Source organism: Pseudomonas sp. 18058 (genome assembly GCF_902706155.1).
Classification (GTDB): domain Bacteria; phylum Pseudomonadota; class Gammaproteobacteria; order Pseudomonadales; family Pseudomonadaceae; genus Aquipseudomonas; species Aquipseudomonas rustica.
On record NZ_CACSJY010000015.1, the window covers coordinates 111148 to 125110 of the forward strand.

At 60.9% G+C, this 13963-nt stretch carries 9 protein-coding genes; 7 read left to right on the forward strand and 2 right to left on the reverse strand.

Annotated features, from left to right (window positions below):
• The first annotated feature begins 172 nt into the window (after positions 1–172).
• The 4 genes from GVL50_RS10935 (at position 173) to GVL50_RS29440 (ending at position 6050) form a co-directional block, all read left to right on the forward strand.
• Positions 173–2344: a DUF1631 domain-containing protein gene (locus GVL50_RS10935; protein ID WP_159812899.1), complete on the forward strand. Its 2172-nt coding sequence runs from the start codon at positions 173–175 to the stop codon at positions 2342–2344.
• A 64-nt stretch (positions 2345–2408) separates the two neighbouring features.
• On the forward strand, positions 2409–2969 hold the full coding sequence (gene ampD, locus GVL50_RS10940; protein ID WP_053117041.1) for a 1,6-anhydro-N-acetylmuramyl-L-alanine amidase AmpD: 561 nt from the start codon (positions 2409–2411) through the stop codon (positions 2967–2969).
• Positions 2966–3805: a regulatory signaling modulator protein AmpE gene (gene ampE / locus GVL50_RS10945; RefSeq protein WP_159812900.1), complete on the forward strand. Its 840-nt coding sequence runs from the start codon at positions 2966–2968 to the stop codon at positions 3803–3805. The genes ampD and ampE overlap by 4 nt, the downstream gene beginning before the upstream one ends.
• A 1540-nt stretch (positions 3806–5345) precedes the next feature.
• On the forward strand, positions 5346–6050 hold the full coding sequence (locus GVL50_RS29440; RefSeq protein ID WP_371925968.1) for a methyl-accepting chemotaxis protein: 705 nt from the start codon (positions 5346–5348) through the stop codon (positions 6048–6050).
• A gap of 186 nt (positions 6051–6236) precedes the next feature.
• Here GVL50_RS29440 and GVL50_RS10955 read toward each other — a convergent pair whose 3' ends face one another.
• Entirely contained in the window at positions 6237–7013 is a 777-nt protein-coding gene (locus GVL50_RS10955; protein ID WP_159812902.1) for a TatD family hydrolase, read from the reverse strand.
• 3 nt (positions 7014–7016) lie between these two features.
• Positions 7017–8012 carry a catabolite repressor/activator gene (cra, locus tag GVL50_RS10960; RefSeq protein ID WP_159812903.1) on the reverse strand — a complete coding sequence of 332 codons (996 nt, stop codon included), beginning with the start codon at positions 8010–8012 and terminating at the stop codon, positions 7017–7019.
• Positions 8013–8317: 305 nt separating this feature from the next.
• Here cra and ptsP point away from each other — a divergent pair, with 305 nt between their 5' ends.
• The 3 genes from ptsP to GVL50_RS10975 are packed head-to-tail and all read left to right on the forward strand — an operon-like array spanning position 8318 to position 13865.
• Entirely contained in the window at positions 8318–11179 is a 2862-nt protein-coding gene (gene ptsP, locus GVL50_RS10965) for a phosphoenolpyruvate--protein phosphotransferase (protein WP_159812904.1), read from the forward strand.
• A complete protein-coding gene (gene pfkB, locus GVL50_RS10970; protein WP_159812905.1) occupies positions 11179–12120 on the forward strand; it encodes a 1-phosphofructokinase in 942 nt (313 codons plus the stop codon). The genes ptsP and pfkB overlap by 1 nt, the downstream gene beginning before the upstream one ends.
• Positions 12121–12131: 11 nt before the next feature.
• Complete coding sequence (locus tag GVL50_RS10975) at positions 12132–13865, forward strand: PTS fructose-like transporter subunit IIB (RefSeq protein ID WP_159812906.1); 1734 nt, start codon at positions 12132–12134, stop codon at positions 13863–13865.
• Positions 13866–13963 lie beyond the last annotated feature (98 nt).

A 13963-nucleotide genomic window follows, 5' to 3' on the forward strand; every position in this document is an offset into this window, starting at 1 on the left:
GGCTTTGACGATTTTGAGCGCGCCGCATCAAAACTGTGGGAGCGGGCTTGCTCGCGAAGAGGGCGTGTCAGCGACATTTCTTTTTCTGACCCACCGCTTTCGCGAGCAGGCTCGCTCCCACAAAGGGCTTGCGCAGAAAGTGACCGACGAATCACCGTTTCAGGAGGCTTGGATGCACAACGACGGGAAAGTAGTGCCTTTGCACAAGGCCGCTACGGATCAGGCGAACCATTCGCCGCTCGCCCGCCTGCCTGTGATTCTGCTTCAGGTTCGCGACAAGGCTGCGCAGCAACTGCGCCACGGCTTGCAGGAGTTGTTCGATAACGCCGACGACACTCTCTTCGAAATGGCGGATCGCGCACGCAATGACGTCGAACAGAACATCTTTTTCGAAGCCATGCGCGACCTGCGCCTGAAGCGCAAAAACATCGAGCGTGGTTTCCTCGAACTGTTTTTCGAGGCTTTCGTCGGCCTCACTCAATACGACGCCTCACCCAATGCCTTGCCACCCGCACTGATGTTCGACGAGTCGGCGCCACGCACCGACGACATGGAGCGCAGCGTGGCGATTGAGACCATGGTTGGCCGGGTGCTCAAGCGCGATGGCTTTGCGCTGGATCAACTGAGTGCACGGCTCAGCGTATTGCTCGGCAAACCTCTCGACGCGCAGCACAACCCGCTCGCCCCGGCGATGCTCTGTGAGTACTTCTTGCAGGCCGGGCGCAACCTCGGCGTGGAGATCAAGGTCAAGCTGATCCTGCTCAAACTGTTCGAGCGCTATGTCCTCGCCGACACCGAGCAGTTGTATGCCGAAGCCAACCAACTGCTCAGCGTCACCGGCGTACTGCCCGAGCTAAAACCGGCACCAGCGCGACGGGCGCTTGATCGCGCGATGGCCAACGTGCACAGCGAAGACAGCGACGAACCGCTGCCGGCCGACGAGGGTGTGCAAGAAGTCTTCGCCGCGTTGCAGGAACTGTTACTGCAAGTGCGCGGCAGCGTCGCGCCAACACTAGAGCCCAGCGCTGCTACGCAGCCGATCAGCACCCGCGACCTGCTGCGTCTGCTCTCGCACTTGCAACAATACGTGCCGGCACTCGCGGCGCAGGACGATTTCGATCTGCGCAATCAGCTTGAACAGTTGTTGACGCGGGTCAGCCTCAGAAGTGGCAAATCGCGAATTGTCGAGGGCGCGGACGAAGACGTGATCAACCTGATCGCCATGGTCTTCGAGTGCATTCTGGATGACCGTAATGTGCCGGATTCGCTCAAAGCGCTGATCGCGCGATTGCAGATTCCGATGCTCAAAGTGGCGGTGCTCGACAAGAGTTTCTTCAGCCGCAGCAGCCACCCGGCACGGCGCCTGCTCAATGAAATCGCCGCTGCCGCAATGGGCTGGGGCGATAGCGACAGCGAAACCCGCGACAACCTTTATGTGCGTATCGAACAAGTGGTGCAGCGCCTGCTCACGGATTTTGTCGATGATCCGGCAATTTTTTCCGAGCTGCTGGCGGACTTCCTCGCGTTCACCAGCGACGAACGCCGCCGCAGCGAACTGCTTGAACAGCGTTTGCGCGATGCCGAAGAGGGCCGGGCGAAAACCGAGCTGGCTAGGCGCCGGGTCGAACGGGCGTTGAATCAGGCGCTGTTGGGCAAAGTGTTGCCGCCGGCAGTGGTGACGTTTGTTGAGGATGCCTGGAGCAAAGTGCTGCTGCTGACCTGTCTCAAGCATGGCGAGGCTTCCGCCCAGTGGCGTGACGACGTGCAGACCATGGAACAACTGGTCTGGAGCGTGCAGCGTCACAACGATGCGGAATCCGGTCTGCGTCTGTTGGCTTTGGTGCCCGGCCTGCTCAAATCGCTGCGAGATGGCCTGACTCGTGCGGCATTCGATCCATTTGCCACCAGCGAATTTTTTAGCGAGCTCGAAACCCTGCACGTGAGGGTGCTGGAGCCCGCCAGCGAGGCCGATCCGATGATCGAAGTTTCGCAGCAGATTGTTTTGCCTTCCGCCGATGAGGGCGCAATGGCGAAAAACTCTACGTATCTGCCGGACGATGCCGCCGGTCTGCGTCAGGTCGATCAATTGCGTCTGGGCAGTTGGGTGGCGTTTCAGGAAGACGAAGAACACAGCTTGCGCTGCAAACTCGCGGCGATCATCGACGCCACTGACAAATACGTCTTTGTCGACCGCACTGGCATGAAAGTCCTCGAGCGCAGTCGCGCAGCACTGGCGGTGGAATTCCAGCGTGGCGCCGCGCGAACACTCGACGACACCTTGCTGTTCGACCGGGCACTGGAGTCGGTGCTGGGCAACCTGCGGCGACTCAATCGTTCCAAGTGATCGCGCGCCGGGTGCCGATCACGGCATACTGGACGCCAACACAGTCGGCGCTGAAGGAATCGTTATGCAGCTGGATCCCGCTAGCGGGTGGTGTCACGGGGTGCAGGTGTGCCCATCGCCCAATTTCAATGAACGCCCGGCGGGCGAAGTTTCCCTGTTGGTCATCCACAACATCAGCTTGCCACCGGCGCAATTCGCCACCGGCAAGGTGCAGGAATTTTTCCAGAACCGTCTGGATGTCACCGAACATCCCTACTTTGCAGGGATCGCCGACCTACGCGTCTCGGCGCATTTTCTGATTGAACGTGACGGCAAGGTCACTCAGTTTGTCTCCTGTCTGGAACGGGCGTGGCATGCGGGCGTGTCGATTTTTGACGGTCGCGAAACCTGTAACGATTTTTCCGTGGGCATCGAGCTCGAAGGCACCGATGATCTGCCCTTCACCGATGCGCAGTATCAAGCGCTGACCGTGCTCACCCGTCAGTTGCAAAGAGCATTTCCGGCCATCACCGGCGCCCGTATTTGCGGGCACAGCGACATCGCACCCGGGCGTAAGACCGATCCTGGCCCGGCATTCGACTGGGCGCGTTACCGCGCAGCCCTGGCACAAGAGGAAGGACAATGAGTTTTCTGGTGTTACTGCTGGCCGTCTGGATCGAGAAGTTTTCGGCCCTGCGCCATCGGGTTCAACGCGATGGCGGATGGATCCGCGAACTGAACAAACTCGAAAGCAGCGAGCGACTGGCGGGTAAACCGTGGCTGGTGCTGACTATTCTGGTGCTGTTTCCGGTCGCGCTGCTGGCGCTGTTGCTGGTGGTGCTGGAACCGGTGGCTTACGGTCTGCTGGCGTTGCCGGTGCATTTGCTGGTGGTGATTTACAGTCTGGGGCGCGGCGATTTGCTCGGCGGGCTCGGGCCGTTCCGCGATGCCTGGCGCCGTGAAGATCTGCAAGCGGCGGCGCATGTCGCCAAACGCGATCTGAATATCTGCGCCGACAGTGGCGAAGAGCTGCTCGATCGGGTGCAGGGGCACTTGCTGTGGGAGGCCTATCAGAGCTTCTTCGCGGTGATCTTCTGGTACTTCGTGCTCGGCCCGGTGGCGGCGTTGGCGTATCGCTTGTTGGCGCTGGCTGAAGAACACGGCACGAACCCGGCGCTGGTCGAACGCGCCGCGCAATTGCGCCATGCCTTTGATTGGGTACCGGTGCGTCTGCTGGCGGCGAGTTTTGCCTTGGTCGGCAATTTCGTTGCGGTCGGCCGGGTGATGTTGCATGAGTTGCTGAACTGGAACATCAGCGCTGCGCAACTGATCAACAAGGTTGGCTTGGCAGCGGGGGAGATCCCGCCGCCTGCGGTCGGGCCGGATGGCATTACTACCCTCGACAGCCTGTGGGAACTGCTGCTGCGCGCGGCGGTGTTGTGGTATGCCGGGTTTGCGCTGTGGACAGTCTTGATCCACTGATTTAAACAAAGATCAAAAGATCGCAGCCTGCGGCAGCTCCTACAGAGATTGGTTTTTGTAGGAGCTGCCGCAGGCTGCGATCTTTTTTTTCGTTAACCTTAAGTTACAAAACCTCCCGCCGATTTGAGCTATACAGTGATGGCGCCCGATAGTGGCTATCTGCTGTCGTCCCGCGCCTGCCAATAAAAACAAGAAAAACCAAGGGAGACTTCCAGTGAAGAGCTTGCTCTATCCCGCCGTCTCGCTGATGAACCGTCTGAGCTTCGGCATGAAGTTCAGCTTGATCAGCGTGCTGTTCCTGGTGCCGATGCTGGTGACCAATTTCTATCTGGTGCGCGATTCCTATCGCGAATTCCAGGGCACCCGCGTCGAGCTGCAAAGCCTCGATCTGCTGGGCAGCAGCCTGACCCTGCGCCGGGATCTGGAAACCCTCAACAATCTGGTGCAGATCAACGTCACCCTTGGCCAGTCTGGCAAGGCGGGCAACATCGAATCGAAAATCACCGCCCTTGAACAAGCCGTACTGACGCGCTTGCAAGGTCTGACGGCGATGACCGACGATCCTGAACAGATCAAGGCATTCGATGGCAAACGCGATGAAATGATTGCTGCGTTCAAAGCCCAGCAAGTGGAAAGCTCCCTGCAAAGCAAAAGTGCGCTGATCGGCAAATTACTCGCCAGTGCACAGATTTTCAGCCAGATCATCACCAGCCAGGCCGGTTTGAGCCGCGACAATCAGGGCGATATCCGTCAGCTCAGCGAGCTGGTCACCCTGATCACCCCCGGTGTCACCCAGACCCTCGGCGAAGGCCGGGCAATTGGCTCGTACTCACTGGCGCAGGGCTTTCTCAACAGTGCCTCCAGCACGCGTTTCGACGAACTGTTGGTGAAGATCGAAAAACTTCAGGCCGAGTACGGCTTGAAACTGCAGGATGCCCTCGCTTCCAGCAAAGCCGCGCGGGACGACCTCAGCGTCGAGGCCGACAACAGCAAGGCATCGCTGAAGCAAGCCAGCGAATTGTTCGAAGAGCAGGTGGTGATGGCCGACACCCTCGATGCGCCGTGGCAGGCGTTTTACGACCAGGTCACCGCGTTGATGGATAAAACCTACGCGCTCAACGAAGCTTCGCTGAAATTTCTCGACAGCCAATTGCAGCAACGTCTGGCGCATAACCGCACGCACATGATCTTGCAGGCGGTGGCGCTGTCGGTGGTGTTTGTGCTGATTTTCTATCTCTATGGCGGTTTCTACGCCTCGACCCGCACCACGCTCAAACGTCTCGGCGCGATGATGGACAAGGTCGCGGCGGGGGACATGACGGTCAACTTCAAAGCCAATAGCCGCGATGAGTTGGGTGAATTGGGCGAAGTGTTTAACGGCACGGTGAAGAAGATTCACGACCTGATCGAACGTGTCGGCCAGACAGTTGGCGAAGTCGAGCGTCAGGCTGGGCAGGTAGAAAACGTCTCGGCGCAGAGTAATCAGGCAGTCGCGGGGCAACGCACGCAGATCGAGCAAGTGGCGACGGCGATGAATCAGATGTCGGCTACCTCGCTGGAAGTCGCGCGCAGTGCCGCAGCGGCGGTGAGCAGCGCCCACAGCGTCAATAACGAAACCCTCAGCGGGCGTGGATTGGTCGAGTCGCAGCAGGGCAGCATTGCTGCGTTGGCCAGCGAGATTGATCAGTCGGTGTTGGTGATCAATCAGTTGGCGAGCGATAGCCAGTCGATCAGTCGCGTGTTGGAAGTGATCAAAAGCATCGCCGAGCAGACCAATTTGCTGGCGCTCAACGCCGCAATCGAAGCCGCTCGGGCTGGCGAGCAGGGCCGCGGTTTTGCGGTAGTGGCGGACGAAGTACGCACCTTGGCTAAACGCACACAGCAATCGACCGAAGAAATCGAGCAGATGATCGCCAAGTTGCATGGCGGTGTCGGCGCGGCGGTGAAGGCCATGGGCGTCAGCCATCAGATGGCCAATGGCACGGTCGGGCAGTCGGAAAAAGTACAGCAGGCCTTGGAAAACATCCTCGGCGCTGTGGGCATGATCGTCGATCAGAACCAGCAGATTGCGGCGGCGGTGGAGCAGCAAACGGCGGTGGCCCATGACATTGACCAGAACATCGTCGAGATCAATCGCGCCGGCGAACGCACGGCGCAAGGCGCGCACCAGACCGAAGACGCCAGTCGCGCGCTGTCTGCGCAAGTCGTCGAGCTAAAACAACTGATCAGCGCCTTCCGCGTCTGAGCCGTTTCTTAAAACTTGTGCGAACCTTTGTGGCGAGGGGATTTATCCCCGCTGGGCTGCGAAGCAGCCCCAAAACCTGTGATCGAGTATCTATCTGATACACCGGGTGAAAGGATTTGCGACTGCTGCGCAGCCGAACGGGGATAAATCCCCTCGCCACAGGTTTTGTTTCAACAGGGAGGTGTGTTACCAGCCGAACACTTCGCAGCTGTTGGCGGTGCTGGCGGCGGCGAGTTGTTGTGGGGTGATCTGCATCAATTCAGCCAACGCCGCGCAAATCGCCGGCAAGTGCGCCGGTGTATTGCGGACACCTGGGAACATCGCCGGCGCCATGTCCGGTGAATCGGTTTCCAGTACGATCGATTCCAGCGGCAACTCCGCCAATACCCGATGCATGCGCAACGCCTGCGGCCACGTCGGCGCGCCGCCCAGACCCAGTTTGAAACCGAGTTTGATGTACTCGCGCGCCTCTTCACGGCTGCCGGCAAACGCGTGGATGATCCCCGCGCGTTTGAGCTTGAAGCGCTTGAGCGTAGCAATCACCGCCGCGTGGCTGCGGCGCACGTGGATCAACGCCGGCAACTCAAAATCCGCCGCGAGTTGCAGCTGTGCTTCAAACAGCAACTGTTGCCGCTCGCGATCCAGCGTTTCGATGAAGTAATCCAGACCGATCTCGCCGACCGCGCACAACTGTCGATGACCCTTTAATCGGGTCAGCCAATCACCGAGTGCCGTCAAATCTTCAGGACGATGTTGATCGAGATACACCGGGTGCAAGCCGAACGCCGCGTGCAAATCAGCATCGCTCTGCACCAGATCCCACACCCGTTGCCAGTTGCCCTCGTACACGCCCAATACCACCATCCGCCGCACCCCGAGGGCGCGGCTTTCGGCGAGCAAGGCCGGGCGATCGGCGTCGAAGTCGGGGAAGTCGAGGTGTGTGTGGCTGTCGATCAGCTCCACGGCTCAGTCCCGGTGAATACGCTGCTTGAAGGTACGCGCAATGGCCTGCACGCCAGGCTTGTATTCCGACTGCTCGACGGCAGCGAGCGCCAGTTCCAGCGCCTTGTTGGCGATCAACTGGTGCTGCTGGGCCATGGCGTTGACCGGCAGCGGGAGGAAATCCAGCAACTGCGTGTCGCCAAAGGTGCCGAGGCGCAGCGGCCGCGATTTCAACGGGAAGTCATGCAGCGCATCGAACACGCCCTGCAACAGCACGTAGGAAGTTGTCACCAACGCATCGGGCAAATGCCCCAGACGTTGCAGGAGCTCTTCCATCAATTGCTTGCCACATTCGCGGCTGAAGGCTTCGGCGTGCTCCACCAGCACTTCGCCTTTGAAATCGGCCAAGGCTAGTTTGAAACCGGCGGCACGTTCCTGGCTGATGCTCAGCTCAGGCCGCGCGCCGAGCAGCACGATTTGTTTGAGCTGCGGCTCGAGCAGGCTTTGCGTCAGGTGCTGACTGGCCTCGCGGTCGTCACTGATCACCGAGCAAAAATGCTCCGGCTCCATGACCCGGTCGATGGCGATGATCGGCGTGCCCTTGGCCTGCAACTGCCGATAACTGTCATCACCGGCCGGCAGGCAACTGGCGACAATCAGCGCATCGCAACGACGCGCGCGGAACAGTTGCAGCAACTGGCGCTCGCTGTCTGGCGCATCGTCGGAGCTGGCGATCAGCAACTGATAGCCGCGCGCCCGCGCACCTTGCTCCAGCAGCTTGGCGATCCGCGCGTAACTGGGGTTTTCCAGATCCGGCAGGATAAAACCCAGCGTGCGCGTATGCCGACTGCGCAGCCCGGCCGCTTGAGGATTGGGTGTAAAGCCATGCAGATCGACCACTGCCCGCACACGTTCGACGGTGGCGGTGCTGATGCGCTGCTGTTCGGCCTTGCCGTTGATGACGTAGCTGGCGGTGGTCACGGACACTCCGGCCAACCGCGCGATATCACTGAGTTTCAACCCGGGATTTCCTTGTTTTTTCGAGCTTGCCGCAACATTTTCGCCAATCCTACCCGATTAGGGCAGACGACTATTGTCGCAACGCATCCGACAAGTTGGACTTCAAGGATGGGACATTATCGAGTAACGTGCCGATCAATCTAGATTAAACGTTTCAGCAAGCGTATTTTCTACGTTTTAGACGCCTTTGGCCGGTTCTGCCGTGAAACCGCCAAAACTGCCGCTGAAAAGCGAAGCAATCCAGCGCCTAAGCTGTGACCATTCAAAACAATACCTGGCGCATCCAGCGTCAAAAAGGAGATTGCATGCTCGAGCTCACTATAGAGCAGATATCCATGGGCCAATCGGCTGTGGATAAACCCGCTGCCTTGCAACTGCTGGCCGATCATCTGGTGGCGGATGGTCTGGTCGCCGACGGTTACCTCGCCGGTTTGCAGGCCCGGGAAGCGCAGGGCTCGACCTTTCTCGGTCAAGGTATTGCCATCCCCCATGGCACCCCGGAAACCCGCGATCAGGTGTTCGCCACTGGCGTGCGCCTGATGCAATTCCCTGAGGGTGTGGATTGGGGCGATGGCCAGATCGTTTATCTGGCCATCGGCATCGCCGCCAAATCCGACGAACATTTGCGTCTGCTGCAACTGCTGACCCGCGCCCTCGGCGAGACCGATCTGGGCCAGGCCCTGCGTCGCGCCAGTTCGCCGGAAGCGCTGCTGAAACTGCTGCAAGGCGCGCCGCAGGAACTGGCGCTGGATGCACAGATGATCGGCCTCGGCGTGTCGGCTGACGATTTCGAAGAACTGGTCTGGCGCGGCGCGCGTCTGCTGCGTCAGGCTGATTGTGTGAGCAACGGTTTCTCGGCGGTGCTGCAACAGGTCGAAGCGCTGCCGCTGGGCGATGGCTTGTGGTGGTTGCACAGCGAACAAACGGTGAAGCGTCCGGGCCTGGCGTTCGTCACGCCGGACAAACCGATGCGCTACCTCGGCCAGCCGCTCAGTGGTTTGTTCTGCTTGGCCAGCCTTGGCGAGGCGCACCAAGCATTGCTTGAGCGTCTGTGTGCGTTGCTGATCGAAGGTCGCGGCCATGAATTGGGCCGCGCCACCAGCAGCCGCAAAGTCCTTGAAGTGCTCGGCGGTGAATTGCCCGCCGACTGGCCGAGCGCGCGCATTGCGCTGGCCAACGCCCACGGCTTGCACGCGCGTCCGGCGAAGATCCTCGCGCAACTGGCGAAAAGTTTTGATGGCGAGATTCGTGTACGTATCGTCGACGGTCAGGACAGCGCCGTATCGGTGAAGAGTTTGAGCAAACTGCTCAGCCTCGGCGCCCGCCGTGGTCAGGTGCTGGAGTTGATTGCCGAACCGAGCATCGCTGCCGACGCCTTGCCGGCCTTGCTTGCGGCTATCGAGGAAGGTCTCGGTGAAGAAGTCGAGCCGCTGCCCGCCATCAGCGAGCACCGCGAAGTCTTTGCCGACATCGCTGAAGTGCTGGTCGCCCCGGCGTCCGGCACTCAGTTGCAAGCCATCCCCGCTGCGCCCGGCATCGCCATCGGCCCGGCGCATATTCAAGTGCAGCAAACCATCGATTACCCGATGCGTGGCGAGTCCGCCGCGATCGAACGCGAGCGCCTCAAACAAGCGCTCAGCGATGTGCGCAACGACATTCAAGGCCTGATCGAACGCAGCAAAGCCAAAGCCATCCGCGAGATTTTCATCACCCATCAGGAGATGCTCGACGACCCGGAACTCACCGACGAAGTCGACACCCGCCTCAAGCAAGGCGAAAGCGCCGAAGCGGCGTGGATGGCGGTGATCGAAGCAGCAGCCAAACAACAGGAATCGCTACAGGATGCGTTGCTCGCCGAACGTGCGGCGGATCTGCGTGATATTGGTCGTCGCGTGCTGGCGCAACTGTGTGGTGTGCAAACCCCGAGCGAGCCTGAGCAACCGTACATTCTGGTGATGGACGAGGTCGGCCCGTCCGACGTCGCGCGGCTGGATCCGGCGCGTGTGGCGGGGATTCTCACCGCGCGCGGCGGCGCCACCGCGCACAGTGCCATCGTAGCGCGAGCGCTCGGGATTCCTGCGCTGGTCGGTGCTGGCGCCGCAGTGTTGTTGCTGGCGCCGGGCACACCGTTGCTGCTCGATGGCCAGCGCGGTCGCCTGCACGTCGATGCCGATGCGGCGACTCTGCAACGCGCCACCGAAGAACGCGACACCCGCGAACAACGCTTGAAGATTGCCGCCGAACAGCGCCATCAACCGGCGCACACCACTGACGGTCACGCCGTCGAAGTCTTCGCCAACATCGGTGAAAGCGCGGGCGTAATCAGCGCGGTAGAGCAGGGCGCCGAAGGCATCGGTCTGCTGCGCACCGAACTGATTTTCATGGCCCACCCGCAAGCGCCGGACGAGGCGACGCAAGAAGCTGAATACCGCCGCGTTCTCGACGGTCTGGCCGGTCGTCCGCTGGTGGTGCGCACGCTGGATGTCGGCGGCGACAAACCGCTGCCGTATTGGCCGATCGCCAAAGAAGAAAATCCGTTCCTCGGCGTGCGCGGCATTCGCTTGACCTTGCAGCGTCCGCAGATCATGGAAGCGCAACTGCGCGCCCTGCTGCGGTCGGCGGATAACCGTCCGTTGCGGATCATGTTCCCGATGGTCGGCAGCGTTGAAGAATGGCGTCAGGCCCGCGACATGACCGAACGTTTGCGTCTGGAAATCCCGGTCGCCGATCTGCAACTGGGGATCATGATCGAAGTGCCTTCCGCCGCGTTGCTCGCGCCGGTATTGGCCAAAGAAGTCGACTTTTTCAGCGTCGGCACCAACGACCTCACGCAATACACCCTGGCCATCGACCGTGGTCACCCGACCTTGTCGGCGCAGGCGGATGGCTTGCACCCGGCAGTGCTGCAACTGATCGACATCACCGTGCGCGCGGCCCATGCCCATGGCAAATGGGTCGGCGTTTGCGGTGAGCTGGCGGCGGATCCGCTGGCGGTGCCGGTGCTGGTTGGTCTCGGTGTCGATGAACTCAGCGTGTCCGGGCGCAGCATCGCCGAAGTCAAGGCGCGCATCCGCGAACTCAGCCTGACCCAGGCGCAAACCCTTGCTCAACACGCCCTGGCCGTGGGCAGCGCCAACGAAGTGCGCGCATTAGTGGAGGCCCTGTAATGGCCAAGATTCTTACCCTGACCCTCAACCCGGCGCTCGACCTCACCGTCGAACTGCCACGGCTGGACGCCGGTCAGGTCAACCGCAGCGACGAGATGCACACCCACGCTGCGGGCAAAGGCGTGAACGTCGCGCAGGTGCTCGCCGACCTCGGGCATCAACTGACGGTCAGTGGCTTCCTCGGCGAAGACAACCTGCAAGCGTTCGAAACCCTGTTCGCCAAGCGCGGTTTTGTCGACGCATTTATCCGCGTGCCGGGTGAGACGCGCAGCAACATCAAAGTCGCTGAACAGGACGGTCGCATCACCGACATCAACGGCCCGGGGCCGGTGGTCGATGCTGCCGCGCAGCAGGCGTTGCTCGATCGTTTGGTGCAGATCGCACCGGGTCATGACGCGGTTGTTGTCGCCGGCAGTTTGCCGCGTGGCGTCACGGCGCAGTGGTTGCGTGAGCTGATCGAACGGCTCAATCAGCTCGGCTTGAAAGTCGCCCTCGATTCCAGCGGCGAAGCGTTGCGCGCAGCGTTGAAAGCCAGCCCATGGCTGATCAAACCGAACACTGAAGAACTCGCCGATGCGCTCGGTTGCGGGGTGGTTTCGCACACGGCGGAAGCGCAGGCAGCGGCGCGTTTGCATGCGCAAGGCATCGAGCACGTGGTGATCTCCCACGGTGCTGACGGCGTGAACTGGTTCAGCGTCGGTTCGGCGCTGCACGCCACGCCGCCGAAAGTCAGCGTCGCCAGCACGGTCGGTGCCGGTGATTCATTGCTGGCCGGCATGCTCCACGGTTTGCTCAGCGCCGACACGCCTGAACAAACCCTGCGCACGGCCACTGCGATTGCGGCGATGGCGGTGACCCAGATCGGTTTCGGCATCAACGACCGTGCGCAACTGGCGCAGCTCGAACAGGGCGTGCGCGTGCGCCCCCTGACAGAACAATAAGAGGGTTTGTCATGAAATTAGCCATTGTTACGGCTTGCCCGAACGGCATGGTCACCAGTGTGCTGTGTGCGCGTTTGCTTGATGCGGCGGCGCAGCGTCAGGGCTGGAGCACCAGCGTTGAAGTGGTCGATGCGGCGCACCCGGAACGCGAATTGTCGGCGGCGACGATTGCCGCGGCGGAGTGGGTTTTGTTGGTCGCCACGGGGGCGGTCGACATGACGCGTTTTGTCGGCAAACGGGTTTTCCAGATTGCTCCGGCACAGGCGCTACAGGATGTCGAAGCGGTGCTGCGGCGTGGCGCGGAAGAGGCATCAGTCTACGTTGCCAGCGCGGCTGAACCGGTTGCTGATGCGTCGCGTGCCCCTCGCATCGTCGCCATCACCGCGTGCCCGACCGGTGTCGCCCACACCTTCATGGCTGCCGAAGCCTTGCAGCAAACTGCCAAGCGTTTGGGCTATGAGTTGCAAGTCGAAACGCAAGGCTCGGTGGGCGCGAAAACCCCGTTGAGCGCGGCGGCGATTGCTGAAGCGGATGTGGTGTTGCTGGCGGCGGATATCGAAGTCGCCACCGAGCGTTTCGCCGGTAAGAAAATCTATCGTTGCGGCACCGGCATCGCGTTGAAGCAGTCCGAAGCCACGCTGAAAAAAGCCTTGGCCGAAGGTGCTGTGGAAAGCGCGGCGAGTGACGGCAAAGCACCGGCCAGGCAAGAGAAAACCGGCGTCTACAAACACCTGCTGACCGGCGTGTCGTTCATGCTGCCGATGGTCGTGGCCGGCGGTTTGATGATTGCGCTGTCGTTCGTCTTCGGCATCACCGCGTTCAAGGAAGAAGGCACGCTGGCGGCTGCGCTGATGCAGATCGGTGGCGAGACTGCGTTCAAACTGATGGTGCCGCTGCTGGCGGGTTACATCGCTTATTCGATTGCTGACCGTCCGGGCCTGGCGCCGGGGATGATCGGTGGGTTGCTAGCGAGTACGTTGGGCGCCGGGTTTATCGGTGGCATCGTCGCCGGTTTTATCGCCGGTTATGCGGCGAAGGCGATCAGCCGTTATGTCGCGTTGCCGCAGAGTCTTGAAGCGCTGAAACCGATTCTGATCATCCCGTTGTTCGCCAGTTTGTTTACCGGGCTGGTGATGATTTACGTGGTCGGCAAACCGGTCGCCGGGATGCTGTTGGCGCTGACGAGTTTTCTCGACAGCATGGGCACCACCAACGCGATCCTGCTCGGCGTGGTGCTTGGCGGCATGATGTGCGTCGACCTCGGCGGGCCGATCAACAAAGCCGCGTATGCGTTTTCGGTGGGGCTGCTGGCGTCGCAGAGTTATGCACCGATGGCGGCGACGATGGCAGCGGGGATGGTGCCGCCGATTGGCTTGGGTATCGCCACGTTTATTGCCCGACGCAAGTTCGCCCGGACCGAGCGCGAGGCGGGTAAAGCGGCGCTGGTATTGGGGTTGTGCTTTATCTCCGAAGGGGCGATTCCGTTTGCCGCGAAAGACCCGTTGCGGGTGATTCCGGCAAGCATTGCCGGTGGTGCGTTGACCGGTGCGTTGTCGATGTATTTCGGCTGCAAGTTGATGGCGCCGCACGGTGGCTTGTTTGTGTTGGCGATCCCGAATGCGATCAATCATGCGCTGTTGTATCTGCTGGCGATTGTCGCCGGAAGTTTGTTGACCGCCGTCGTCTACGCCACAGTCAAACGCCCCGAAGCCGTCGAACTGGCCCTCGAACCTGCCAAGGCTTAACTAACACCGCGAAACTCCTGTGGGAGCGGGCTTGCTCGCGAAGGCGTCGTGTCAGTCGATACTTTTTTATCTGACCCACCGCCTTCGCGAGCAAGCCC